The sequence below is a fragment of the Herbaspirillum huttiense genome (assembly GCF_047300815.1).
GTDB classification, from domain to species: Bacteria; Pseudomonadota; Gammaproteobacteria; order Burkholderiales; family Burkholderiaceae_D; genus Herbaspirillum; species Herbaspirillum huttiense_A.
The window spans coordinates 5,247,896-5,273,054 of the sequence record NZ_CP178608.1 but is presented as its reverse complement, the minus strand read 5'-3'; the positions used below and the strand labels follow the sequence as shown (position 1 = coordinate 5,273,054).

Here is a 25,159-nt window from a genome sequence, read left to right as displayed (position 1 = left end):
GTTGTGATCGTGAGCCGGGCGCAAGCAGCAAGGAAGGGCGGCCCATCCTTGCTGTCTTTGCAGGCTAACACAGGCCTTCGCCGCCACGGCACAACTCGGGAATATCCCGATGCCGGGTGTTGTATTACGGCAAAGCCCATCGGCCCGCAGCGCAGGCCCGGTGCATGTTACCAGTCCATGGCCGGATCCAGCGGATAGATCGGCCGGCGCACCTTCTTGATCGGGAACAGCCGGAAATTGGCGCTGGTCGGGCCGCCGCTGTCGGAATCGCACTCCACCAACGCGCGGCTGATGGGCACGAAGACCGGACGGCAATACATGCGCGATTTCAGGATCAGGAAGGTCTGCCGCGCCGGGTCCAGGCCCAGGCTGGTGAAGACCCCGAGGTCATACGGTTCGACCCGCTCTTCAGTGACGACGATGCGCGCCGCACCGATGTCCAGCAGCACGCTGCGCCCCATCTGCAAGGTCGAACCGGTATAGATCGGCCCGGTGACGGTGAAACGGCCATCGCTGATGGCCGATACCTTTCCGGTATAAACCGGCGGCGTCTTGGTGATGCCCTGCGCAGCCAGGTCCACCTTGTTGCCCACGGCCAGCGTGACGGTCGCCCCCACCCCGGCCTGCACCAGCTGCGCCACCGCTTCCGGGTCGCTCACCGGGCCCACGGCAATGCCCGTGAGACCGGCCTGCAGAGCGGCTTCCAGCACGTCCATGGTGTTGCAGGTGCCGCCCGACATGACGTTGTCGCTGTGATCCAGCAGCAGCACCGGCCCCTGCCCCGGACCTTCGCTCAAGGCCCGCGCCTGCGCCAGCGATTCGGCCAGCGGCAGGCTGTCATAGACGAAGTCGTCACGCTCACTCCAGATCTGGCGCGCGATGCGTTCGGCCACGGCATCGGCCAGTGCCGCATCGTTCTCGGTCACCACTACCACCGACATCCCCGCATCGCGGAAATCCGACAGGGGGAAGCCCGCCAGCACCGACACCGCCAGCACGCCCGCTTCCTGCTCGGCCGCTTTGGCCGCTTCCACGGCGCGCTGCATGGCCGAGGCCGAGGTATTGCTGGTGAGCGTGGCCGAGAGCACCGGTACCTGGCGCCAGGCCATCGCTGGCTGGGACTTGCCCTGCAGCCGCGCCAGCAGCAGGCGGCCGGCGTGCTCGCCGGTCTCGAACATGTCGATGTGCGGATAGGTCTTGAAGCTGACGATCACATCGGCGTGCGCGACCATCTTCTGTGTGACGTTGCCATGCAGGTCCAGCGCTACTGCCATGGGCGTATCGGGTGCGATGCGGCGGATGCGTTCGAGCAGCGTGCCTTCGCCATCCTCGGCGTTCTCGGCCACCATGGCGCCGTGCAGGTCCAGCAGGATGGCATCGCAGCCACCTTCGATGGCGCGCACGATGGCCTCGCACATCACCGTGTAGGCATCGGCCGCCACCGCTGCGCTGGGGTTGGCCCAGGCAGCCAGGGGCGTGACGATCTCGGCACCGGTCTGTTCGGCCAGTTCCAGGAAGGCCCCCATGGCGGTACGCGCTCCCTTCTGGTCGCCATAGGCATCGGCGTCCCATTGCGGGGCGAAGGCTTCAAGGGGGGTGGGAATCGGCGAGAAGGTATTGGTCTCGTGATTCATGCGTGCAATGACGATTTTCGGCTTCATGTTCAGTTTTTTGCATCAATCCGTTTTCATGCACCGGTCACGCGGCGACCACGCCGGCGCTGGCCAGCATGGCCTGCAACAGCACGTTGCAGCCGGCTTCCAGGTGTTCGGGGCGGGCATCTTCGATCTCGTTGTGGGAGACCCCATCCTTGCAGGGCACGAAGATCATGCCTGCGGGGGCCAGGCGTGCGGCATAGATGGCGTCGTGCCCTGCACCGGAGACCACGTCCATGGTCTTGTAGCCCAGCGCGGCCGAGGCCGCGCGCACGTTGTCCACGCAATCCGGATGGAAGGGGCAGGGCGGGAAGTACGAGACCCGCTCCAGTTCGATGGACAGCCCGGTCTTCTTGCGCATCGCTTCCAGGTAGGCCAGCAGGTCTTCATGCATGCGCGTGAGCGACTCCTCGCTGACATTGCGCAGGTCGATGGAGAATTTCACCTGCCCCGGAATCACGTTGCGGCTGTTGGGCATCACCTGCACCTGGCCCACCGTGCCGCGTCCATAGGGCGGATAGCGATTGGCGATGGCGACTACCTCCTGCATGATGTAAGTCGACACCTGCAGCGCATCCTTGCGGATCTCCATCGGGGTTGGCCCGGCGTGCGATTCAAAACCGGTCACCGTGCAGTCGTACCACGACAGCCCCAGCACCGCCGGCACCACACCGATGACGGTCTCGGCGTTTTCCAGCACCGGTCCCTGTTCGATGTGCGCCTCGTAATACGCCCCGATGGGATGATCACCGCAGACCTGCTCGCCGATATAGCCGATGCGTTCCAGTTCGTCGCGCACCTTTTTGCCGTCGACGTCGGTGGCGTTGTAGGCATGCTCCAGCGTGAAGGCCCCGCAGAACACGCCCGAGCCCATCATCACCGGCACGAAGCGCGAACCTTCTTCATTGGTCCATACCGCCACTTCGATGGGGGCCTCGGTCTGGATGTTGTGCTGGTTCAGGGTGCGGATCACCTCGATGCCGGAGAGCACGCCGTAGTTGCCGTCGAACTTGCCGCCGGTGGGCTGGGTATCGATGTGCGAGCCCGTCATCACCGGCGGCAGCGCATTGTTGCGGCCGGGGCGGCGCATGAAGATGTTGCCGATCTGGTCCACCACCACGCTCATGCCTTCAGCGCGCGCCCAGGACGTGACCAGGTCGCGGCCCTGCTTGTCGAGGTCGGTCAGGGCCAGGCGGCAGACGCCGCCCTTGGCGGTGCCGCCGATGCGGGCCAGTTCCATCAGAGAATTCCACAGGCGCGTGCCGTCGATGCGCAGGGTGGAGGCTTGGGTTTTCATGTCCATATCGAGTCCTTGTTCGGGTTGGCGGGTGGTAGCCATCAGGCCGCCAGGTTCACGCCCAGATAACGGTCCTTCACGCCATCATCGGCCAGGAAGGCGGCATTGCTGCCGCTGTAGACGATGCGTCCCTGTTCGACGATGTAATGCCGGTCCGCCAGTTGCGTACACACTTCCAGATTCTGTTCCACCAGGATGATGGACATCCCGGTCGCCTTGATTTGCCGCAGCTGCGCCACGATCTCGTCCACGATCACCGGGGCCAGGCCTTCGACCGGTTCGTCCAGCATCAGCACGCGCGGATGCGTCATCAGCGCGCGCGCAATGGCCAGCATCTGCTGTTCGCCGCCGGAGAGCTGGCCGCCGCCATTCCTGCGGCGTTCCTTCAGGCGCGGGAAGATGGTGTAGACCTCGTCCAGCCCCCAAGCGGATTCCTTGCGCGCGGCCATGGTCAGGTTCTCTTCCACGGTCAGCAGCTTGAAGATGCCGCGATGCTCCGGCACCAGGCACACGCCGCGTGCGGCGATCCTGTAGGAGGGCAGGCCGCTGATGACCTGGCCTTCAAACAGCACGCGTCCCTGCGCCGGCGGCACCACGCCGACGATACTCTTCAAGGTCGTGGTCTTGCCCGCGCCATTGCGTCCCAGCAGGGTCACCACTTCGCCGGCATCGACCTGCAGCGACACGCCCTGCAGGATGTGGCTCTTGCCATAGTAGCCGTGAACGTCTTCCACTTGCAGGATCATGCTTTGCCTCCCGTGATCATGCTGCCGAGGTAGGCCCGGCGCACGCGTTCATCGCTGCGGATCTCGGCCGGCTTGCCCTGCGCCAGGATCTGGCCCAGCTGCATCACCGTGATGCGGTCCGAGATATCCATCACGATATCCATGTTGTGTTCGATCAGCACTACCGTATAGTCACGACGCAGTCCGTGGATGAGCTGTTTCATCTCGGCGATGTCGTCGATGCCCATGCCCGAGGTGGGCTCATCCAGGAAGATCACCTTGGGCCGTCCGGCCATGGCCATGCCCACCTCCAGCCTGCGTTGCTGGCCATGTGAAAGTTCTGCGCAGGCCCGCTCCGCCACCGCCTGCAGGGACAGGCGCGCCACCAGCTCATCGGCCAGCGCGCAGGCGGAACTGAACTGTTCGGCACGTTTCCAGGGATTCAATGCGGCCAGCGGGGAGCGGCCCTGCGCGGCCAGCCGCAGGTTCTCGCGCACGCTCAGGTTGGGGAACAGGCTGGTCACCTGGAAGGAGCGCGCCAATCCCTTCTGCACCCGGCGATTGCCTGGCAGGTGCGCCACTTCCTCGCCCTCGACCAGGATGCTGCCCTCGGTGATGGGCGTGGTGCCGGTCAGCGTGTGGAACAGCGTGGTCTTGCCCGCGCCATTGGGACCGATCACCGAATGCACGGTGCCGGCCTCGATGTCGAGCGTGATGCCGTTGACGGCGGTGAACTTGCCGTAGCGCTTGGTGACGTTGACCGCTTGCAGGATGGGGCGGCTCATGAGTGCTTCTCCTTGGTGACGGTCACGGCTGGTGCCGCGTCATCCTTGTGGCCGCGCACGGCATCGATCAACTTCATCGCCAGGCCGAACAGTCCCTTCTGCATGTAGAGGCTGACCGCAATCAACAGCAGCCCCAGCAGCATCAGCCAGCGCGGCCACAGCGTGGAGAGCCAGTTGCCCACCAGCACATAGAAGCTCGCGCCCAGCACTGAGGCAAACAGGTTGCCGGTGCCGCCGATGACGGTCATCACCAGGATCGCTTCGCTGGTGTGGTATTCGATGTTGGACAGCGGTGCCACGCCGGTCATCATCGCGTGCAGTCCACCGGCCAGACCGGTGACCGCGCCCGAGATGACGAAAGCCGCCAGCTTCAGCAGCCGCACGTCATAGCCCAGCGCCGAGGCGCGCGCTTCATTCTCGCGTACCGCCAGCAGGGTCTTGCCCAGTACCGAATCCACGACCCGCTGCAGCAGCCAGAACACCAGCACGAACAGGATGGCCACCACCGTGTAGTACTGCCACGAGGAAGTGGTCGGCAACAGCGTGATCCCGAACAGCGAGAGCGGCGGACGCGGGATGTCCAGCAGGCCGTTGTCGCCGCCGGTGACATCCTTGAGGGTATAGGCCAGGAAATAAAACATCTGGGCGAAGGCCAGCGTGAGCATCACGAAGTAGGTGCCGCGCTGGCGGATCGAGAACCAGCCCACCAGCAGCGCTACCAGCGCGCCGCCGAGGGCCGCCAGGGCCAGCGCGGGCAGCAGCGCGAGCTTCAATTGCAGCAGCACCACGCCGGTGGTATAGCTGCCCACGCCAAAGAAGATGCCCTGGCCAAAGGACATCAGGCCGGTATAGCCCAGCAGCAGGTTGCAGCCCAGCGCGGCCAGGGCGAACACCAGCACTTCGGTGGCCAGCGTGCCGGAGGGCAGCAGCAGCGGCAGCAACAGCACCACGGCGGCGGCCAGCAGGGTGTAACGGAAATGCGCAATCTGTTTCATGAAAGCCTCTGTGCAGAAAACGTCAGGTGGCGTCAGGTGACGTAATGCGGCCTCAGGCCGCGCCGGGCCGGCCCAGCAAGCCATTCGGACGCAGCAGCATCACGGCGGCCATGGCCACGTAGATCATCAGGTGTGCGCCTTCGGACCAGACCGTGCTCATCACGCTCTGCACGATGCCGACCAGGATGCCGCCGATGAGCGCGCCCCAGAAGCTGCCCAGCCCGCCGACCACCACCACCACGAAGGCGATGCCCAGCGCCTCGACCCCCATGAAGGGATCGGCCCCGCGTATCGGCGCGGCCAGCGCCCCGGCCAGCCCGGCCGTGGCGGCACCCAAGGCGAAGACCAGGCTGAAGATGCGCTGGATGTTCAGGCCCAGGAGGCTGACCATTTCGGTCGATTCCGACCCCGCCCGCACGATCGAGCCCAGGCGCGTGCCTTCCAGCACCCACCACAAGAGCAGCGCCATGACGGCGGTCAGGCCGATGACGAAGAGGCGGTACTTGGGATAGACGAAGCCGCCCCACATCACCACGCCCTGCAGCAGATCCGGCGGCGACACATTGTTGCCCAGCGGTCCCCAGACCGAGATCACTGCTTCCTGGATCACCAGTGCCATGCCGACCGTGAAGAGAATGTGGAAGTGATGCGGCAGGGCATACACGTGGCGCAATACAAAGCGCTCCACCACCCAGGCGAACAGGCCCACGGCGGCGGGGGCAATGAAGAGCGACCACCAGAAATCCAGGCCGCGGCTGGTGGCCTCGTAACAGAGATAAGCGCCCAGCAGGAAGAAGGCGCCATGCGAGAAATTGACGAAGCGCAGCAGGCCGAAGACGATCGACAAGCCCACTGCCAGCAGGAAGTAGAGCATGCCGATGCCCACGCCATTGGCGATCTGCAGCAGATAGATGTTCATGGAACCTCGTGACGATGATGCAGCAAATGCGGCCTGTCCCCGCAAGCGGAGGACAGGCCCTGAACCTCAAGCCAGGCACATCACAGCTTGCACTGCGTCTTCTCCAGCGCCAGGAAGGACTTGCCGGAGGAAACGATGTCGGCATAGTCATTCTTGTTGGCCATCTTCGCCTTGGCCTTGCCCTTGAGCAGGTAGTAGTTCTTGATGACCTGGTGGTCGCCCTTGCGGATTTCCTCGGTGCCGGTCAGGCCCTCGTACTTCATGCCTTCCATGGCCGCGATCACCGCCTTGGGATCGGTGCTGTTGGCCTTGATGATGGCGTCCAGGATGATCTTGGTACAGATGTAGGAACCGGCCAGGCTGTAGTTGGGATCGATCTTGAGGCTATCGTTGACCAGTTTGACGAACTCCTTGTTGAAGGGCGAATCGATGGCGTGCCAGTACTGCGCGCCGAAGTAGACGCCATCGCAGATATCGGCCCCGAGGGTTTCGAACTGTTCCAGTCCCGAGGCCCAGGCCATGAGGATGGTGCAGTTGTTCTTCATGCCGAAGCTGACCGCCTGGCGCAGCGTGTCCGAGGATTGCGAACCGAAGTTCAACAGCAGCAGCACGTCCGGCTTGGCCGCCATGGCATTGGTGAGATAGCCGGAGAATTCCTTTTCGGTCAGCGAGTGGTAGCTGTTGCCCACGTGCTCGATGCCCTTTTCCTTGAAGATGTTCTTGGCCGCCGACAGCAGGCCTTCGCCGAACACGTATTGCGGGGTGATGGTGTACCAGCGCTTGGCATTGGGCAGCTTCTCCAAGAGCGGACGCACAGTCTGTTCGATGGCCCCGAAGGTCGGCACCGACCAGCGGAAGGTGGCGCGGTTGCAATCGCTGCCGGTGATCTCGTCGGCCCCGGCGGTGGTGATGAAAACTGCGCCGGCCTTTTCGGCTTCCTTGCCCATGGCCAGCGCTTCGCCGGAGAGGATGCCGCCGGCGAAGAAGCGCGTGCCCTTCTCGATGGTTTCCTGCATCTTGCGCACCGCCGTGGCGGGCTTGCCTTCGGTGTCCAGGGTCACGTAGCTGGTGCTCTTGCCCAGCACCTTGCCGTATTTCTGCAGGGCCAGCTTCATGCCCATGTCGGCGAACTTGCCGTTGGCGGCGAAGGGGCCGGACATCGGCACCGGACAGCCGAAGGCAATGCTCTCGGCCTGGGCAAACACATCGTGGTAGCTCAATGCGCCGGGTGCGGCCAGTGCGGACAGTTTCAGGAAATTGCGACGGCTGATCATGCTTGTTTCTCCCTCGAAGCTTACGATTGACAGATGACATCCATGGAATTGCGCAATGCTGCAGTACTGCCCGTCAACGCAAGTTCCATGCCCGTGCTTTCCGGAAAACTTAGGAAAGCAGCGCAGGGATGATTTGCATGGACGTGTGAAATCCTCCGCCACGAACGGACGGAAAAGGGTGGGTCAACAGGGTCGCACCGTCTTGCGCAGCCGCTGCAAGACAGGACGTGACAAGCCGTAAAACGCTTTGGCAGCGCGCCTTTTCGCCGCGTGGCGTGAGCCGTCATGGGGGCTCCTCCTGCCGCTCTTGCGAGCGTGTCTCCGAATGTTTGTTTGCCGTTCTCCCGTGCTGCCGGTGTGTCTCCACCGGTCGTCCACGACGGTCTGGTTTTCTAAGTTATTCTGCTTTTGGTGCAAGCCCTCAATTGACTTCTTGCGGGCTGGGGACGGCTTATCTTTTCTGCACCTTGCCTGACGTTTTCTGCACCAACAAGACCGATGCCGATCTGTCGGGCAGGTGCTTCATCATACGCACCCGCCAAAGAAAAACGGCATGAAAATTTCATGCCGTTGATCTTGTTCATTTCATCTGCGGGAACGCGAATTCCGCACCGGCACTGGCCGTATTGGGCCAGCGCTGCATCACTGCCTTGGCCCGGGTGTAGAAGCGTACGCCTTCCGGTCCGTACATGTGATGGTCGCCGAAGAGACTGCGCTTCCAGCCGCCGAAGCTGCTGAAGGCCATCGGTACCGGCAGCGGCACGTTGACCCCCACCATGCCCACTTCGATCTGGCGCACGAATTCGCGCGCCACGCCGCCGTCACGGGTATAGACCGCCACGCCGTTGCCGTACTCGTGCGCATTGATCAGTTCGACTGCGCTGGCGATGTCCGGGCAGCGCAGCACGCACAGCACCGGCCCGAAGATCTCTTCCTTGTACACCGTCATCTCCGGCGTCACGTGATCGAGCAGGGTGCCACCGACGAAGAAGCCCTTCTCGAAACCCGGCACCTGATAGCCACGGCCATCCACCACCAGGGTTGCGCCTTCTTCCACACCACGGCCGATGAGGCCTTCGATGCGTTCCTTGGCAGCGGCTGTCACCACCGGGCCCATCTCGGCACCGGCGGCCATGCCTTCGTTGATCTTCAGATTGCGTGCGCGTTCGGCCAGGGCTGCCACCAGTTCATCACCGGCGCTGCCCACGGCTACTGCCACCGAGATCGCCATGCAGCGCTCGCCGGCCGAGCCGTAAGCCGCGCCCATCAGGGCGTCCACGGCCAGTTGCATGTCGGCGTCGGGCATGACCACCATGTGGTTCTTGGCACCGCCCAGGGCTTGCACGCGCTTGCCCTTGGCCGAGCCACGGGCATAGATGTATTCGGCAATCGGGGTCGAGCCGACGAAGCTGATGGCCTTGACCTGCGGATGATCGAGCAGGGCATCGACGGTCACCTTGTCGCCCTGGATGACGTTGAAGACGCCATCGGGCAGGCCGGCTTCCTGCAGCAGGTCGGCGATCAGGAGCGCCGCCGACGGGTCGCGCTCGGAGGGTTTCAACACGAAGCAGTTGCCACAGGCAATGGCGATGGGGAACATCCACATCGGTACCATCGCCGGGAAGTTGAACGGCGTGATGCCGGCCACCACGCCCAGCGCCTGGCGCATCGACCAGGCATCGATGCCACGGGCGATCTGGTCGGTGTATTCCCCCTTGAGCATCTGCGGGATGCCGGCGGCGAACTCGACGATCTCGATGCCGCGCGCCACTTCACCCTGGGCATCCGAGAAGGTCTTGCCGTGCTCGCGCACGATGATGCGGGCGAAGTCATCGGCGCGCTGCTGGATCAGGTGCAGGAAACGGAACAGCACGCGGGCGCGGGTCAGCGGCGGGGTGTTGGACCAGGCCGGGAAGGCGGCCACACCGGCCTTCACCGCCGCATCGACCTCGTCGGCCGTGCCCAGCGCAACCTGCGCCACCGGCACGCCCTGGGCCGGGTTGAAGACATCGGCGTAGCGCCCGCTTTGGGTATCGACGCGCTTGCCGCCGATGTAGTGTGCAATCTTTTCCATGAATCTTTCTTGCGTCATTGCTTGGGTGAAGGGGGATCAGGCCAGGGTCTTGAGGATGGCCGCCAGCTTGCCGAACAGTTCGTCGATCTGCTGCTTGTTGATGATCAGCGGCGGCGACAGGGCGATGATGTCGCCGGTGACGCGGATGAGGATGCCGTCATTGAAGGCGCGCACGAAGGCGTCATAGGCGCGGGCACCGACGCGGCCGGGAATGGAGGACAGCTCGATGCCGGCGATGAGGCCAATGGTGCGCACGTCGATCACGTGCGGCAGGCCGCGCAGGGCGTGCGCCGCTTCCTGGAAATAGTCCGACACGGCTTGCGCATTCTCCAGCACGCCTTCGGTCTGGAACACCTCCAGCGAGGCCAGGCCGGCGGCGCAGGCCAGAGGGTGGCCGGAGTAGGTGTAGCCGTGGAAGAGTTCGATGCCGTCCGGGCCGTTCATGAAGGCGTCGTGGATCTCCTTCTTCACGAACACCGCGCCCATCGGCACCACGCCATTGGTGAGGCCCTTGGCGGTGGTGAAGATATCCGGTTCCACATCGAAGTAGTCGGACGCAAAGGGCGTTCCCAGGCGGCCGAAGCCGGTGATGACTTCATCGAAGATCAACAGGATGCCGTGCTTGGTGCAGATCTCGCGCAGGCGCTTCAGGTAGCCCTTGGGCGGGATCAGCACGCCCGTGGAGCCGGCCACCGGTTCCACGATCACGGCGGCGATGTTGGTGGCGTCGTGCAGGGTGACCAGGCGTTCGAGCTCATCGGCCAGGTGCGCGCCGTATTCCGGCTCGCCCTTGGTGAAGGCGTTCTTTTCCAGGTTGTGGGTGTGCGGCAGGTGGTCCACGCCCGGCAGCAGCGCGGTGCTGAAGGTCTTGCGGTTGCCGCCGATGCCGCCCACCGACATGCCGCCGAAGCCCACGCCGTGATAGCCGCGCTCGCGGCCGATCAGGCGGGTGCGGGTAGCGTTGCCTTTGGCGCGGTGATAGGCCAGGGCGATTTTCAGCGCCGTATCGACCGCTTCCGAGCCGGAGCCGGTGTAGAACACGTTGGCGAAGCGATTGCCGGTATAGGCCTTGAGGCGCTCGGCCAGTTCGAAGGCGCTCGGGTGGCCGAGCTGGAAGGAAGGCGCGTAGTCCAGCGTGGCTACGGACTTCTGCACGGCCGACACGATCTTGGGATGGGCATGGCCCAGCGGCACGCACCACAGGCCTGCGGTGCCGTCCAGGATGGCGTTGCCGGCATCGTCGCGATAGTGCATGCCTTCGGCGGACACCAGCATGCGCGGCGCGGTCTTGAAGTTGCGGTTGGCAGTGAAGGGCATCCAGTAGGCCGACAGGCTGGACGGATGCGTTTGGTCTTGGCTGGACATGGCGGGCACCGTGAAAAAGGGAAATGTCTGGAAAAAATCGGGAGTGCTTGATTATTGCCAGACAGCGCCCGTATTGTTAGCTACACTTTTGATTTTCGCTGGAAACTGTATTGGTCTGTGGGGCGAACTGTATTGCTCCGTCCGGTGAGAAGCGTGTGCTTCGGTCATGACGCCTGGTTCTTGATTTTCCCTTTATCTATAGGGGATTCGGCCTGATCAGGCTGGTTCGGAGTCAGCATTGCAGTGACCAATACAGTTCAGGATTTCAGCTTACACTTTGGCCGATGGGAGCAATGAAGTCTCCCGTCGGCCCGATACACTCTCGGAAAGAACGACATGGCCAAGCCCGCCAGCGCGCCGCTGCAACTGGATTTGAAACGCAAGACAGCCGCCCGCCTGGTGGAGCAGGTGACCGATGGCCTGGCCGGCCTGATCGAGTCGGGCGAATTGCGCTCCGGCGAGCGCCTGCCTTCGGTGCGCCAGTTCGCGCAGCATCACGACATCGGCTCTTCCACCGTGGTGGAGGCTTATGAGCAGCTGGTGGCGCGCGGCATGCTGCAGGCCCGGCGCGGGGCGGGTTTCTTCGTGGCCGCGCGGGGCGGGCAATCCGGGGCGCGAGCGGTGTTCGTGCCGCCGGAGCCGGTGATTGATTCGGCCTGGCTGCTCTCGGAAATGTTTGCCGATGAGCGCGTGCCCATCAAGGCCGGCTGCGGCTGGCTGCCCGGCAAGTGGCTCAACGACGAAGGCCTGCACCAGGCCGAGCGCCGCATCATCCGCTCGCCCGGTGCGCAGCAGGTCGGCTATGGCCATCCCTATGGCTACGCCCCGCTGCGCCAGCTCATCACGCAGTTCCTCGGCCACTGGGCGCTGGAGCTGGGCATCGAGCAGGTGCTGACCACGCATGGCGCCACGCAGGCGCTGGACCTGATCATCCGCACCATGACCCAGCCGGGCGATACGGTGTTGATTGACGATCCCGGCTACTGCAACCTGATCGCCATGCTGCGCCTGGCGGGCTTGAACGTGATCGGCGTGCCGCGTACGCCCGGCGGGGTGGACACGGACATGCTGGAGACGCTGGCGCGGCTGCATCATCCCAAGATGTTCTTCACCACCAGCGTGCTGCAGAACCCGACGGGGACCTCCTACACGCCGGCCTGCGCCATGCGTGTGCTGCAGACGGCCGAGCGCTATGGTTTCTGGGTGGTGGAGGACGATATCTTCCGCGAACTGGGGCAGGCCACCGATCCCATGCTGGCTGCCCTGGATGGACTGCAGCGCGTGATCTACGTGGGCAGTTATTCCAAGACCATCGCGCCTTCGCTGCGGGTGGGCTACATCGCCTGCCAGCGCGAACTGGCACGGCAGATCGTGCATACCAAGATGGTCCTGACGCTGACCAATTCGGAGATCAACGAGCGGCTGGTGCACAACGTGCTCACCGAAGGGCATCACCGGCGCCATGTGCAGACGCTCAATGCGACGCTGCTCAATGCCCAGTCCACCCTGAATGCCAAGCTCACCGAGGTGGGCCTGACGCCCTTCACGGCAGCGCGCGGCGGCATGTTCAGCTGGGCCACCATCGAGGGCTGCGAACTGTCAGCGCGCGAGATCGCGGACCGGGCGCGGCAGAAGGGAATCTGGCTGGCACCGGGGGATTTCTTCCACCTGTCGGCACCGCACAAGACCAGCTTCCGCTTCAATGTGGGGTATGCCGATGTGCCGGAGTTGTTTGATTTTTTGCGGGGGTTGTAAGCCGGGCTAGGTGGAAGGGAAACGTGGACGCAGCACCCACCCCGTGGCCCCCACGATCAACAAGCCGCCCATCCAGCCCTGCAGGGACATGTGTTCCTTCATCCACACCACCGCAATGAGCGCCCCCCACAGCGGCTCGCTGCCCATCAGCAGGGCCACGCGTGACGCACTGGTGCGTGCGGCCGCATGGTTCTGTACGAAGAAGGCCACGATGGTACACAGCAAGACCAGGAACGCCATCGCCCACCAGAAAGAGGCGCTGGCCGGAAGGGGCAGCCAGCGCTGCCCCGGCAGCACCGCCATGAGCACCAGCGATCCCGCCGTCATGACACCCATCTGCACCGCCGTCAGCGTGAGTGCCGGCAAGCTGAACCGCGGGCCCTGGCGACGTGTCAGGCACACCATCACACCGCGCAGGAGCGCGGCCAGTACCATCAGTGCATCGCCCCAGCTCAGGTGCGAGAGCGTGATGCCCTCCTGGAATGCCAGCAAGGCGGCCCCCACAAACGACAACGCGCACGCAATCAGCGCCGAACGCTCGGGACGCTGGCCCAGCAGCAGCCACTCGCACCATGGCGTGAAGACCACGCACAGGCTGATCAGGAAGGCGGCATTGGAGGCCGTGGTCAGCGAGACGCCGACGGTTTCGCAAATGAAAATGGCCAGCAGCACCACCCCCAACAGGAGTGCTCCCGCCAATGATTTTTTCCACGCAGGGACGGAAGTGACGCTGCGCAAGGCGGGTGCCAGCAGGAGAAAAGTCAGGCCAAACCGCAGCACCAGGAATTGCAGCACCGGCAATTGCTGCGTGGCGATTTTCGCGGCGCTGTAGCTGCCGCCCCAGATCACGGCGACCAGCAGCAGCATCCATTCAACAGGATTGAGTCGCAGCACGGTTGTTGGCCGGGCGGGCGCGTGCAGCAGGGATGACTTGTTCATGAGGTTTCATCGTGGCGGTGGGCGGAGCTGGTGTATTGTCTTGGGACCGATGAGACCTGACTAGCCGGGAACGAAGAACAGGAGTTGTGCCGCATGAGAACAAATGAGTTGGCCGAGGTACTGCATGAGCTGGTCACGTTCGTGCAGGTGGTGGACGCCGGCAGTTTTTCGGCAGCGGCGCGTCAGCAGGGCATGACGCCCTCGGCCGTGAGCCGCCAGGTGGCCCGCCTGGAAAAGATGATGGGTGTGGCGCTGTTCCAGCGCACCACCCGGCAGCTGCGCCTGACCGAAGCCGGACTGGACGTACTGGAGCACGGACGCAAGATGGTGGCCGCCGCACGCGCCACCGTGCTGGCGGCCGAAGGCCATGCCGGCGCGCCCAAGGGACTGGTCCGGATGAGCGCCCCCAAGGCCGTCTCCCGCCATCTGCTGCAGCCGGTGCTGCTGGAGTTCCTTGCCCGCTATCCGGACGTGGATGTGCACCTGATGGTGGTGGACCGGCTGGTCGATCCGCTGCGTGAAGGCGTCGACCTGGTCATCCGCCTGACCGATACGCCGCCGCCAGGGATGGTGGCGCGGCCATTGCTGCCGGTGAGCCAGTGCTTGCTGGCGAGCCCGGATTATCTTGCAAGCCGTGGCGCGATCCATCATCCGGAAGACCTGATGAGCCATAGTTGCCTCACGCTAGGCGAGGAGGAACGCGATAATCGCTGGCGTTTCCTTTCCGGCACCCAGGCGGCAGAGATCATCGTGACTGGACGATGTGCGGTCAATCACAGCGAGATGCGGCTGGCGGCCATTGAAGCCGGCCTGGGCGTGGGGTGTGTGCCGGATTTCGTGGCCAGGGAGTCCTTGGCGGCCGGGCGTGTCGTCCGACTTCTGCCGGAGTGGACTGTCGATAGCAACTATCAGGGCGTGGCCTATTTGCTCTTTCCGGCGTCGCGCCATATCGCGCCGAAGATGCGGGTGCTCATCGATTATCTGGTCGGCGCATTGCATTCACCACCACCTTGATGGTGAATGCATCACAATCTTGTCGGTGTTGGCACGCCGGATGGGCGTCACTGGCCGGGGCGGATGCTCCGGCAGCCAGCACGTAGCAAGCCGATGAACATGCATGAACGGAGAACAGATGATGGATCAAGAATCGAAACATAGTCCCGAGACCAGGATGGCTGCGATGAACTACATCATGATGATGCTGCTCCAGCGCCTGGACAGCGCTGGCCACATCAGTCTCACGGAGATGATTGCCGGCGTGGAGGGTGATCAGGCGGCGGCCACGGATGTCTCCTCGCCTGTTCAGGCTACGTTCGGTGCGGCGCTGGAACTGTTGCATCTTGCAGATGGATACAGGAGTAATCGTCGCTCCCCCTCGTAATATTCCAAGGATTGAACCATGACGTTTTCTGCACCAAGCCCCATCCGCGCCGTCGTTTTCGATTTCGGCGGCGTGCTCTTCGATTGGAGCCCGCATTACCTGTACGAGCAACTGATTGCCGACGAGCAGGAGCGCCATCACTTCCTCACCCATATCTGTTCGCCCGAATGGAACGTGCAGCAGGATGGCGGCCGCACTTTGGCCGAGGCCACTGCGCATCTGGTTGAGCAACATCCCGAACATGATGCGCTGATTCGCGCCTTTTATGATCGCTGGACCGAGATGCTGCGTGGTCCGTTGCCGGAGGGCGTGGCACTGCTGCGAGAATTGCATGCGCAGCAGGTACCGGTGTTCGGTCTCACCAACTGGTCGGCCGAAACCTATCCGCATGCGCGCGATCACCACGATTTCATGCAGCTGTTCCGCGATATCGTGGTCTCAGGCCATGAACGCTGCATCAAGCCCGAGCCGCGCATCTACCAGATCGCGCTGGAGCGCTATGCACGGCACCTGCCGGGCTTGAAGCCGGAAGAGCTGGTCTTCATCGATGATGTGCAAAAAAATATCGATGGGTGCCGGGCGCTGGGATGGCAGGGTATTCATCACGTCGATGCGGACAAAACCCGCGCGCAATTGCGCGCACTGGGCTTGCCGGTTTGATGGCGTTTCAGTCGCACTGGCCGGTCTGCAGATCGCATTGCGCTGCGGTGCTCTCCGATGCGGCAGCCGGTGCAGAACTCGCGGCCGCTTCTTCACGCAGATAACTCGCCCACTGCTCCGGCTGCCCCAGCCAGCGCCCGGTATCAAGCACCTCCAGGGTATCGCCCCGCTGCAGCACGAAGGTCGGGAAGCCGCGTCCGCCTACATAGGTGAGCAATTCACGGCTGGCCTCGATGTGATTGGCCAGCTCTTCCTGTTCGACCCGCTGTATTTCGGCGGCAAAGGCAGCGGGCTCGATACCCAGCGCCTGCGCCAATTCAGTCAGCGTCGCCACTTCGGAGATGCGCCGCCCTTGCTGGTAATGCGCACGCTGGATCGCTGCCAGCATGTCCAGTCCGGCGGCCTCGTCCTTGAGCGCCTGTACCGCCAGTACGGCAGCAATCGGCGGGGCCGAGTCGAAGACCGCTTCGGTATCGCGCAGCAAGCCGTTGAAGTAGGGCTCGCCAAACGCTTGTCCGGTCATTTGCGCGATGCGGTGATCGTGCGGCATCACGTAATCGCGCAGTTGCGCATCCACGCGTCGACGGTTGCGGCCGGCCATCATGCCGCCTCCATGCGCCTGCACCGGCAACACTGTACGAGCCGCCGCCACCAGGGGCGCGGCGCCATAGCACCAGCCGCACAGCGGATCGTGGATGTAGTGAAGCACGGTCTCGTGCGGGGCGGCGGGGGTGGTCATGATGCGATTTCCTCTTGAATGAATCGGCACAGGGCCTGACGTTTTCTGCACCGTCAGGCCCGGCACGCTCGGTGGATCAGTAGCCTACCGTGAAACGGGCACGCACGTGCTTCGGCTGTTCCAGCTCGTCCAGCAGGGCCACGGCATAGTCCTCGTAAGAGATCCAGCTCTTGCCATCGGCACCGACCAGCAGTGCATCCTGGCCCAGACGGAACTGGCCGGTGCGCTCGCCTGCGGTGAACAGCGCCGAGGGCGACAGGAAGGTCCATTCCAGTTCGCTCTCTTCACGCAGGGCATTGAGGAAGTCGCGGCCACCGGATGCCTCGGCCAGGTACTCGGCCGGAAATTCCGGGGTGTCGATGAGCGCCTTGCCCGGTGCGATTTCCAGGCTGCCGGCACCGCCCACCACCGCCAGGCGCTTGACGCCCGCCGCCTTCACGGCCGGCAGCAGGTCGTCCGCACCGAAGGCCGTGAAGCGGCCGCTGGAGATGACCACGTCAGCGCCCTTGATGGCAGCGGCCAGCGCAGTGGCGTCCTTGACGTCAGCCGCGACGGCGGTCACGCCGGTACGCTGGGCGATCTTGCCGGCGTCGCGGGCAATGGCGATGAGGTTGTGGCCGCGGCGCAGGGCTTCGTCCACGATGCGGGTGCCGACGTTGCCGGAGGCGCCGATGAGTGCGATTTTCATGATGTTTCCTTTCGGGTGGGGAGGGAAGACAAGCAGCTTCGTATCAATGCCGTGCAGTTCAGGTCAGGGCCACTTCATTTCGCCCTTGATGACCTTGGCCGACAGCTCCAGCGAGCTGGTATCGCCCAGGTCAGGGTAGCGCTGCTTCATGGCAGCAATCAGGGCATTGCCATCGGCGGCCTTGGCGGCTTCCTGGTCGAAGGCCTTCAGGTAGTCGCGGGTGAAGCGCACCGAGGCCAACTCCAAGGGCGCACCGGCGGCATAGTGGCCGGGCACGACGATGGCCGGCTTGAGCTTCTCGATGCGACCCAGGGTGCCGAGCCAGTCCAGGCGCGACTTCATGCTTTGCGTATCGGCCACCCATACGTGGATGTTGCCAGCCACCACCACGCCGCCAACCACGGCCTTGAGCGAAGGAATCCAGACGAAGCTGCGATCCGGCTGCGGACCATCCAGGCCGACGATTTCCAGCTTGCGGCCTTCCAGCGTCAGCGTCTTGCCCTTGAGCACTTCCGGCATGATGGTGGCGCGGGGAGCATTCTCACCCAGCTTGGGACCCCAGTAGGCCAGCTTGCCGGCAGCCGTTTCCTTGATGTGCTGCACGGTCGGTGCGGAGGCCACGATCTTGGCGTCCGGGTAGGCCGCGTGCAGGGCTTCCAGGCCGAAGTAGTAATCCGGATCGCCATGGCTGATGTAGATGGTGGTCAGCTTCTTGCCGCTGGCGCGGATCTTGTCCACGACCTGCTGCGCTTCACGCTGGCCGAATTGCGCATCGACCAAGATCGCTTCGCGCTCGCCGGTGACCAGCACCGAGCTGACGGGGAAGATGGCTTCCTTGCCAGGATTGTAAATATCGAGCTTGAGCGGCGCGGCGGCCTGGACGGCTGCGCCCGAGAAGGCCAGCAGGCCGGTGGCAGCGATGGCCAGCAGGGGACGCAGCAGGCGATGGGTGGAAAACATGGCGACTCCGGAAAGAAGTGGATGGGTGTCAGGAGCCGCCATCATAGGATCGCTTTTGATTTCGAAAAACAGCATAATCGATCACAGTTTGTTTCTGAAATCGTTCAAATCAAAAAGGGGCCCCAATGGATCGCCTGATGGCCATGCAGGTCTTCGTGACGGTGGTGGATGGTGGCAGCCTGTCGGCGGCGGCCGAGCAGCTGGACTTGTCGCGGCCGGTGGTGTCGCGCTACGTGGCCGAGCTGGAAGACTGGGTCGGTGCACGCCTGCTGCACCGGACCACGCGGCGGCTCTCGCTCACGCCCGCCGGCAATGAATTGCTGCCGCGCTGCCGCCAGATGCTGGAGTATTCGGAGGACATGCGCCATGTTCTCGATGCACCCGATGAACCGCCGCGCGGGCTCCTGCGCATCACGACCAGTACCTCCTTTGCGCAGACCCAGCTGATCCAGGCCGTGGTCGAGTACGGCCGCCGCTATCCGGCGGTGGCGGTGGACCTGCTGGCGCTGGACCGCACCGTGAACCTGGTGGAAGAACGCATCGACCTGGCCATTCGCATGACCAACCGGCTGGAACCCAACCTGATTGCGCGTCCGCTGGGGGTCTGCCACTCGGTCATCTGCGCCACGCCGGATTACCTTGCGCGCCATGGCATGCCGCGCAAGGTCGAAGACCTGGCCTTGCACAATTGCCTGACCCATTCCTATGTGGGGCGCAGTCTGTGGCAGTTCGAGCCGAAGAAGAAAAAAGCCAGGGCCGGCAAGGGCGCTGCCGCCGCGAAGACGCAGACGAAGAAGCAGACGCAAAGCGTGGCGGTAGGCGGCACCATCAGCGCCAACGAGGTGACGGTGTTGCTGCAGGCGGTGCTGGCCGGTGTGGGCATCGGCCACATGCCGGCCTATACGGTGGCCCCGCTGGTGGCCAGCGGCCAGCTGGTGCAATTGCTGCCCGAGTACGAACCCTTGCAGCTGGGCATCTATGGCGTCTATGCCTCGCGCAAGCACATGCCGGCGACCCTGCGCACGATGCTCGATTTCCTGGCGCAGCGTTTTGCGGGCCTGCCGTTCTGATCAAGGGTGATCAGGGCGTGATGCTCAGCAGCTTGTGCACCAGTTCGGAGGAGGTGGAAGCGGCGAACTTGCGCATCAGGCGGGCGCGATGCATTTCCACCGTGCGCGGGCTCAGTTCGACCTGGCGGGCGATGAGCTTGCTGGTCTTGCCTTCCACCAGCAGTGCGGCGATCTCGCGTTCGCGCGGGGTCAGGCCGGGTGCGATGGGGCGTTTTGCGCTGACATCCTCGAAGGTCCAGATGCCGGCCGCGTGCGGGTTGTCGCGGTTCAGTGCATGGCCGGTGACGTGGCACCAGAACATTTCATCGTTGGAGCGCTTCATGATGCGCTCGTCCGAATAAAAGCCCTTTTCGTTGAGGATGGGCACCAGGCGCAGGCCGGTGCGCTCGAATTCGTCGGCGGTGGGGTAGATTTCCTGGAAGGAGGTCTGGCGCAGTGCGTCGACCTCGTAGCCGAACATGTCGGCCATGGCCAGGTTGGCTTGCTGGATCACGCGATTGTGCGAGACGCACATGCCGATGGGCGCGTGCATGAAAACCTGTTCGAAATCGATGGGAAGTGGCTGGGTCATGAGTTGCTGCAATGGTTGGCTTGTCCCTCGCAACTGGCGGGACCGTCTGGCTGACGGTACCATGCTGCATTGCGCCAGGTATTTTTACCGTATTGTATGGCCTATTTCAGCTGCCCTATGATAATTGGCGCTATTTGGAGCCGAACGGGGCCCGGCGACGTCTGCGGACGTTGCGCAAGAGAAGCCCCTCTGCCCATCCCTGTTGAAGCCGGCATGTCCGCCGGCCCGCTTGCAACCCTGCTCGCAAGACAAGAGCCGAAAGGAGACTCGTGAACAAAGTGTATCCAGACGCGGCCACCGCGTTGAAAGACATCGTCAAGGACGGCCAGACCATTGCGGTCGGCGGCTTTGGCCTGTGTGGCATCCCCGAGGCGTTGATCGCCGCCCTGCGTGATTCGGGCGTGCAGAACCTGACCGCCATTTCCAACAACGCCGGTGTCGATGGTTTCGGCCTGGGCCAGTTGCTGACCACCCGCCAGATCAAGAAGATGATCGCCTCCTACGTGGGCGAGAACAAGGAATTCGAGCGCCAGTACCTGGCCGGCGAACTGGAACTGGAATTCACCCCGCAAGGGACCCTGGCCGAGAAGCTGCGCGCTGGTGGCGCCGGCATCCCCGCGTTCTTCACCAAGACCGGTGTGGGCACGCTGGTGGCCGAAGGCAAGGAAGTGCGCGAGTTCGACGGCGAGCGCTACGTGATGGAACGCTCGCTGGTGGCCGACGTGTCGCTGGTGAAGGCGCACAAGGCCGACAAGGCCGGCAACCTGGTCTTCAACAAGACCGCGCGCAACTTTAACCCCAACGTCGCCATGGCCGGCAAGGTCACCGTGGTGGAAGTGGAAGAACTGGTGGAAGTGGGCCAGCTCGACCCGGACCAGATCCACACCCCCGGCATCTTCGTGCATCGCATCGTGGTCAATGCCACGCCCGAGAAGCGCATCGAACAACGCACCGTGCGCGCATAAGGAGACACAGAAAATGGCATGGACCAGAGATGAAATGGCTGCGCGCGCAGCCAAGGAACTGCAGGACGGCTTCTACGTGAACCTGGGCATCGGCTTGCCGACCCTGGTGGCCAACCACGTTCCGAACGATATCGAAGTGTGGCTGCAATCCGAGAACGGCTTGCTGGGCATCGGCCCCTTCCCCACCGAAGACCAGGTCGACCCGGACCTGATCAACGCCGGCAAGCAGACCGTGACGACCATTCCCGGTTCGTCCTTCTTCAGCTCGGCGGACTCCTTCGGCATGATCCGCGGCGGCAAGATCAACATCGCCATCCTGGGCGCGATGCAGGTCTCGGCCAAGGGTGACCTGGCCAACTGGATGATCCCCGGCAAGATGGTCAAGGGCATGGGCGGCGCGATGGACCTGGTGGCCGGCGTGGGCCGCGTGGTGGTGCTGATGGAACATGTGGCCAAGGCCAAGGACGGCAGCACCTCCAAGAAGATCCTCAACGACTGCAACCTGCCGCTGACCGGCGTGGGCGTGGTCAACCGCATCATCACCGACCTGGGCGTGATCGACGTGACCCCGGGCGGCCTGAAGCTGATCGAACTGGCTTCCGGCGTGACCAAGGAAGAAGTGATCGAAAAGACCGAAGCGCCGCTGGATGTGAGCGAGGTCTGATCGTTTGAAAGACCGTAGGCGGCAGTCACTGCCGCACCGGATGAACGAAGGGCACCATGGAAGTGGTGCCCTTCGTCGTTTTCAGCGCCGAAAGGGAAGACGACCGGAGCCATTCATCCACATTCATCGGTTTTTGCTCGATGAAGCGGGTAGAGCAGCCGGGGACAGCAGCATGGCTGGCTATACTTTTTGACTTCTCTTCCCGTCAGTCTGCCTGCTCTCTCATGCCGAAAGCGCCGAGTCCCCGCATCATCCTGCTCGATACCAATTGCTTCCTGCGTCTCTATTGCTCGCCGGTCCTTCCGCTGTTGGGACAGGTGGTAGGCGGCTATCGGCTGCTGACACTGGCATCTCTCATTGATGAATTCAAGGCCAATTCCCGGCTCGGGCAGATCTTCTCGCAGGTCGGTATTGCCCCGCGCTCGGTGGACCTGGAGCAGGGTGCGTTGCGCCTGACACAGCCCAAGAAGCGTCTGGTCGAAGCGCAGCGCGGACCGCTTGCGGTCTATGCGAGGCTGTTCGTCCAGCATCGAAACACGCGCGGTGCCAGGCTCACGCCGCTGTCGCGCGAGGATACGGAGCTGCTGGCCACAGGCATCGTGCTGCGCGGCGTGATCGCAACTGACGAGAAAGCGCTGACAGAATTGATCAGGGACCTCATTGCGGCGGGTGAGGAGGCGCCTCAGGCATGTATCGATTCCCTGACCCTGCTGCATTTGCTGGAGCAGCACGGGCGTTTGAGCTCGCAACAGCGGCGCGACACGGTCTCGACCTGGGTGCGCATGGAAACCTTGCTTCCTGCTGGTTGGCGCAGGCGATATCTGGAGCTGTTCGGCGAATCAGCCGAGGCGCTATGACGCGAGCATGCCGCTTGCCGGGGAGAGGGCAAACGAGATTTCTACTGCTTGGCCGATATCAACATTGAGTGCGCTGGCCACGAAGGCTGGCGAGCCGCCGCCTTGCCGGCGTTGCCAGCACGCCAGCGCCTCGAATACAGGGGTACGGAAGAAGTCAGAGGTGGTGCGGATATAGTGCTCCGCGGGCAACTGTTGCGCGCCGAACAGCACCGTGCTGACGGAAAGCGTTTCCTGTCTTCCCTCTCCATGCACGTCGCAGCCTCGCAGCTTGCGCTTGAACCCGCTGACCTTGCGGCCTTGTTGCGCGAGCCAGAGATCGACCCGGGCTACGATGGTGGGCATGGGTACCTCGTATTTGCCCGCGTACCATGCCAGCAGACGCAAGGCCTCATCGCCCGAGACCGTGGCCAGTTCCGCTGCGGCCCGTGCAGCCGCTGCCGGCGGAAACAGCAGCGCCTGGGCGAAGCGTTCCGCGAAGAGTTCACCCTCTTCGGCGGACAGCCGGTGCAGGGTGTAGCAGTGTCCCAATTCATGGGCAAGCCAGGCATTGAAGCTGCCGATGGAGGCATGCAGATTGACGAAGACCCAGGTGGTCTTGCTGCGCGGCAGGTAGATGCTCAAGGCGTTTTCATGTCCGTGCCGTTGCCGGTTCCAGTACACCGGCACCATGATGGCGCCGAAATCGCGCACCAGGGATAGCAGCTCCGCGCGCTGCACGGGCGCATCATCGGCCAGGCCCAGCCGGTCCCGTACTTGGCGGGTGGCTTCCAGCAGATAAGCCTCTTCCAGCGAGGGAGAGTCCAGAACCGCAGGGGAAAACAGCCGGGGATGCGGCAAGTGCGGCAGCAATTCCTGCAAATGTTCTGCCGCCGTCACCGCAGCTTCCCTGGCAGCATCACTGGCGTGCTGGCCCCCCGTAGTACGAAAGGCGATGACGGGTTCATCATCGGGGGCCATCAGTTGCGTCACTTCGATATGAAGAATCTCTGCCAGCCGCAGCAGTTTGCGCGGCCGGGGCAGAGATTGCCCGGAAAGCCAGTTCGACACGGCTTCCTTGCTGACTTCGCAGGCAGTCGCCAACGCGGTTCTGGTCAGGCCACGTTGTTGCATCGATTGCTGGATCAGGGGGATATTGAGCATGATGGTCTGATGGTAGGCAGACCATCGCACCGCGTCAAGTTATGTCAAGTTGCATGCAAGCCGCAGCTTGCAAGATGGCGCGCAATATCGTTGCATGACGAGCTCACCGCCCCTGCGTCACGCTACCCCGCTGACCCGCACCGCATTGCGCCCATCCCGCTTGGCGCGGTACAGGGCGGCATCGGCCGCATTGAGCACGTCTTCCACGCGGCGATGGTGTTCGCGCTGCAGGGTAGCCACGCCCACGCTGATGGTGACCACGCGCAGCGGGCTGGTGGCGTGCACGATCAGGCGGCTGTAGACCGCGTCGCACAGGCGCTGGGCCATCAGGCGGGCGCCTTGTTCGTCGGTCAGTTCCAGCAGCACCACGAACTCTTCGCCGCCGTAGCGGCCTGCACAGTCGGTATTGCGTGGCAGGTTTTCGGCGATGGCTTGCGCCACTTCGCGCAGCACTTCATCGCCCAGCTTGTGGCCATAGCTGTCGTTGTAGAGCTTGAAGTAGTCCACGTCGATGAACAGCACCGAGAAGGTCGAATTGAAATTGCGCCGGCAGCGTTCCCAGGTGGCCTGCAGGGCCTCGTCCAGGGCGCGGCGATTGAGCAGGCCGGTCAGCCCGTCGGTCAGCGCCAGTTCTTCCAGGCGCTTTTCCATGGCCACGCGGCGGCGCAGTTCCTGGCGCACGTGCGAGAGCAGGTAGGCCGACAGCAAAGCAAAGATGAACAGTGAAATGATGACCGCATACAAGGTCTTGCGCCAGCTCTTGAAGATCGCTTCCTGCGCATAGCCCACGAAGACGATCAGCGGAGAATCGGGAATGCGGCGGAAGGTGTAGAGCCGCTCCACGCCATCACTGTTGGCGCGCGCGAAGAAGCTGCCTTCCTCGTGCTGCAAGGCGCTCTGGATGCGCTGGAAATTGGCGCTGCCGGAGAGGTCGCGGCCGATCACGTCCTCGCGGTAAGGCACCCGCATGTAGGCCACGCCATCATCGGAATACAGCGAGATGACGCCATTGGCCCCCAGCGCCAGCCCTTCGAACAGTTCGCGGAAATAAGCCAGGTCCAGCGCCATGACGACGATGCCGCCAAAGCTGCCATCCTCATTGAACAGGCGCTTGGACAGCACCACCACCCGCACTTCATTGCCCAGGTTGGCCATGATCGGCCGCGACACGTAGAGGCCGACATTGGCCGAATCGCGGTGCGCGGTGAAATAGGCGCGGTCGCCATAGTTGGGCGCGGGTTCGCCCGCACGCCGGCGCGAACTGGCCAGCACTTCACCCTTGGGGCCGAGCACGGCCATCACGGAGATGTGGCTGACGCTGGCCGCGCTGCCGAACAGATAGGCATAGCGCTGCGCATCATCCAGCCGGCGTCCGCTGATCTGGTGCTGATAACGATAGGCCAGCGTATCCAGCGACAGCGACAGCACTTCCAGGTTGCGCGAAATGGCGCGCTGGGAGATCAGGGTCACGTTGCCGGCATTGGCCACCGCCGAAAGACGCGTCTGGCGATAGCTTTGATAGAGCGTGCTGGCACACATGGCCACCACCATCAGCATGGCGATGCCCAACACCACCACCAGGTATTTCTTCAACTGCTTGATTTTTGTTCCCCCCGCAAATCCCCAGGCGCAATTAACGCATAAAGCAAAACCGCCTTCCATCTTGATCGCCGGCAACGTG

General features: G+C 63.5%; 25 protein-coding genes. 8 read left to right on the top strand and 17 right to left on the bottom strand.

Annotation, left to right across the window (positions count from 1 at the left end; all coding sequences use genetic code 11):
* Positions 1 to 167 precede the first annotated feature (167 nt).
* The 10 genes from ACLRDN_RS24200 to ACLRDN_RS24155 all read right to left on the bottom strand — a co-directional run bounded on the left by ACLRDN_RS24200 (position 168) and on the right by ACLRDN_RS24155 (position 11,089).
* Positions 168 to 1,661 carry a M81 family metallopeptidase gene (locus tag ACLRDN_RS24200; protein ID WP_413458351.1) on the bottom strand — a complete coding sequence of 498 codons (1,494 nt, stop codon included), beginning with the start codon at positions 1,659 to 1,661 and terminating at the stop codon, positions 168 to 170.
* Positions 1,662 to 1,698: 37 nt separating this feature from the next.
* Positions 1,699 to 2,958, bottom strand: a complete 1,260-nt coding sequence (locus ACLRDN_RS24195; protein ID WP_413458350.1) for a Zn-dependent hydrolase — start codon at positions 2,956 to 2,958, stop codon at positions 1,699 to 1,701.
* A 35-nt stretch (positions 2,959 to 2,993) separates the two neighbouring features.
* Complete coding sequence (locus ACLRDN_RS24190) at positions 2,994 to 3,698, bottom strand: ABC transporter ATP-binding protein (protein WP_252696726.1); 705 nt, start codon at positions 3,696 to 3,698, stop codon at positions 2,994 to 2,996.
* Positions 3,695 to 4,462, bottom strand: coding sequence for an ABC transporter ATP-binding protein (locus ACLRDN_RS24185; RefSeq protein ID WP_286865211.1), 768 nt, complete (start codon positions 4,460 to 4,462; stop codon positions 3,695 to 3,697). Before ACLRDN_RS24185 ends, ACLRDN_RS24190 begins: the two co-directional genes overlap by 4 nt.
* A complete protein-coding gene (locus tag ACLRDN_RS24180; protein WP_413458349.1) occupies positions 4,459 to 5,457 on the bottom strand; it encodes a branched-chain amino acid ABC transporter permease in 999 nt (332 codons plus the stop codon). The genes ACLRDN_RS24185 and ACLRDN_RS24180 overlap by 4 nt, the downstream gene beginning before the upstream one ends.
* A gap of 52 nt (positions 5,458 to 5,509) precedes the next feature.
* Entirely contained in the window at positions 5,510 to 6,376 is an 867-nt protein-coding gene (locus ACLRDN_RS24175; RefSeq protein WP_034340650.1) for a branched-chain amino acid ABC transporter permease, read from the bottom strand.
* Positions 6,377 to 6,456: 80 nt separating this feature from the next.
* Positions 6,457 to 7,650 carry an ABC transporter substrate-binding protein gene (locus tag ACLRDN_RS24170; RefSeq protein WP_413458348.1) on the bottom strand — a complete coding sequence of 398 codons (1,194 nt, stop codon included), beginning with the start codon at positions 7,648 to 7,650 and terminating at the stop codon, positions 6,457 to 6,459.
* Between the two features lie 392 nt (positions 7,651 to 8,042).
* Positions 8,043 to 8,234, bottom strand: coding sequence for a hypothetical protein (locus ACLRDN_RS24165; RefSeq protein WP_413458347.1), 192 nt, complete (start codon positions 8,232 to 8,234; stop codon positions 8,043 to 8,045).
* Positions 8,231 to 9,724, bottom strand: a complete 1,494-nt coding sequence (locus ACLRDN_RS24160) for a CoA-acylating methylmalonate-semialdehyde dehydrogenase (RefSeq protein ID WP_121041228.1) — start codon at positions 9,722 to 9,724, stop codon at positions 8,231 to 8,233. Before ACLRDN_RS24160 ends, ACLRDN_RS24165 begins: the two co-directional genes overlap by 4 nt.
* 36 nt (positions 9,725 to 9,760) lie before the next feature.
* Positions 9,761 to 11,089, bottom strand: coding sequence for an aspartate aminotransferase family protein (locus ACLRDN_RS24155; RefSeq protein WP_413458346.1), 1,329 nt, complete (start codon positions 11,087 to 11,089; stop codon positions 9,761 to 9,763).
* Between the two features lie 336 nt (positions 11,090 to 11,425).
* On the opposite strand from ACLRDN_RS24155, the gene ACLRDN_RS24150 reads away from it, so the two are divergent.
* Positions 11,426 to 12,844 (top strand): PLP-dependent aminotransferase family protein, encoded by a 1,419-nt coding sequence (locus ACLRDN_RS24150; protein ID WP_413458345.1) that lies wholly within the window; start codon positions 11,426 to 11,428, stop codon positions 12,842 to 12,844.
* A gap of 6 nt (positions 12,845 to 12,850) precedes the next feature.
* On the opposite strand, the gene ACLRDN_RS24145 is transcribed toward ACLRDN_RS24150, so the two are convergent.
* The gene (locus ACLRDN_RS24145; RefSeq protein WP_413458344.1) at positions 12,851 to 13,783 is read right to left on the bottom strand and encodes a DMT family transporter; all 933 of its coding nucleotides are present in this window, start codon (positions 13,781 to 13,783) and stop codon (positions 12,851 to 12,853) included.
* Positions 13,784 to 13,876: 93 nt separating this feature from the next.
* Here ACLRDN_RS24145 and ACLRDN_RS24140 point away from each other — a divergent pair, with 93 nt between their 5' ends.
* The 3 genes from ACLRDN_RS24140 (at position 13,877) to ACLRDN_RS24130 (ending at position 15,824) form a co-directional block, all read left to right on the top strand.
* Positions 13,877 to 14,797 (top strand): LysR family transcriptional regulator, encoded by a 921-nt coding sequence (locus tag ACLRDN_RS24140; protein ID WP_413458343.1) that lies wholly within the window; start codon positions 13,877 to 13,879, stop codon positions 14,795 to 14,797.
* A gap of 118 nt (positions 14,798 to 14,915) precedes the next feature.
* Positions 14,916 to 15,164, top strand: coding sequence for a hypothetical protein (locus tag ACLRDN_RS24135; protein WP_413458342.1), 249 nt, complete (start codon positions 14,916 to 14,918; stop codon positions 15,162 to 15,164).
* Between the two features lie 18 nt (positions 15,165 to 15,182).
* Positions 15,183 to 15,824: an HAD family hydrolase gene (locus ACLRDN_RS24130; protein WP_413458341.1), complete on the top strand. Its 642-nt coding sequence runs from the start codon at positions 15,183 to 15,185 to the stop codon at positions 15,822 to 15,824.
* A 7-nt stretch (positions 15,825 to 15,831) separates the two neighbouring features.
* Here ACLRDN_RS24130 and ACLRDN_RS24125 read toward each other — a convergent pair whose 3' ends face one another.
* The 3 genes from ACLRDN_RS24125 to ACLRDN_RS24115 all read right to left on the bottom strand — a co-directional run bounded on the left by ACLRDN_RS24125 (position 15,832) and on the right by ACLRDN_RS24115 (position 18,211).
* Entirely contained in the window at positions 15,832 to 16,563 is a 732-nt protein-coding gene (locus tag ACLRDN_RS24125; RefSeq protein ID WP_413458340.1) for a DsbA family protein, read from the bottom strand.
* A gap of 76 nt (positions 16,564 to 16,639) precedes the next feature.
* Positions 16,640 to 17,251, bottom strand: a complete 612-nt coding sequence (locus ACLRDN_RS24120; protein ID WP_413458339.1) for an NAD(P)-dependent oxidoreductase — start codon at positions 17,249 to 17,251, stop codon at positions 16,640 to 16,642.
* 63 nt (positions 17,252 to 17,314) lie between these two features.
* Positions 17,315 to 18,211: an MBL fold metallo-hydrolase gene (locus tag ACLRDN_RS24115; protein ID WP_413458338.1), complete on the bottom strand. Its 897-nt coding sequence runs from the start codon at positions 18,209 to 18,211 to the stop codon at positions 17,315 to 17,317.
* A 125-nt stretch (positions 18,212 to 18,336) separates the two neighbouring features.
* Between ACLRDN_RS24115 and ACLRDN_RS24110 the strand changes: the two genes are divergently transcribed.
* Positions 18,337 to 19,281: a LysR family transcriptional regulator gene (locus ACLRDN_RS24110; RefSeq protein ID WP_413458337.1), complete on the top strand. Its 945-nt coding sequence runs from the start codon at positions 18,337 to 18,339 to the stop codon at positions 19,279 to 19,281.
* A gap of 10 nt (positions 19,282 to 19,291) precedes the next feature.
* On the opposite strand, the gene ACLRDN_RS24105 is transcribed toward ACLRDN_RS24110, so the two are convergent.
* Positions 19,292 to 19,852 carry a PAS and helix-turn-helix domain-containing protein gene (locus ACLRDN_RS24105; RefSeq protein ID WP_034340603.1) on the bottom strand — a complete coding sequence of 187 codons (561 nt, stop codon included), beginning with the start codon at positions 19,850 to 19,852 and terminating at the stop codon, positions 19,292 to 19,294.
* A gap of 269 nt (positions 19,853 to 20,121) precedes the next feature.
* Between ACLRDN_RS24105 and ACLRDN_RS24100 the strand changes: the two genes are divergently transcribed.
* Genes ACLRDN_RS24100 through ACLRDN_RS24090 form a run of 3 tightly spaced genes read left to right on the top strand, consistent with a single transcriptional unit; the run spans position 20,122 to position 22,338 of the window.
* Positions 20,122 to 20,817, top strand: coding sequence for a CoA transferase subunit A (locus ACLRDN_RS24100; protein WP_013236556.1), 696 nt, complete (start codon positions 20,122 to 20,124; stop codon positions 20,815 to 20,817).
* Between the two features lie 13 nt (positions 20,818 to 20,830).
* Positions 20,831 to 21,481, top strand: coding sequence for a 3-oxoacid CoA-transferase subunit B (locus ACLRDN_RS24095; protein ID WP_034340601.1), 651 nt, complete (start codon positions 20,831 to 20,833; stop codon positions 21,479 to 21,481).
* Positions 21,482 to 21,537: 56 nt separating this feature from the next.
* Positions 21,538 to 22,338: a hypothetical protein gene (locus ACLRDN_RS24090; protein ID WP_413458336.1), complete on the top strand. Its 801-nt coding sequence runs from the start codon at positions 21,538 to 21,540 to the stop codon at positions 22,336 to 22,338.
* On the opposite strand, the gene ACLRDN_RS24085 is transcribed toward ACLRDN_RS24090, so the two are convergent.
* Positions 22,333 to 23,478, bottom strand: a complete 1,146-nt coding sequence (locus ACLRDN_RS24085) for a helix-turn-helix domain-containing protein (protein ID WP_413458335.1) — start codon at positions 23,476 to 23,478, stop codon at positions 22,333 to 22,335. The genes ACLRDN_RS24090 and ACLRDN_RS24085 overlap by 6 nt on opposite strands.
* A 117-nt stretch (positions 23,479 to 23,595) precedes the next feature.
* Entirely contained in the window at positions 23,596 to 25,140 is a 1,545-nt protein-coding gene (locus tag ACLRDN_RS24080; protein ID WP_413460442.1) for a diguanylate cyclase, read from the bottom strand.
* Positions 25,141 to 25,159 lie beyond the last annotated feature (19 nt).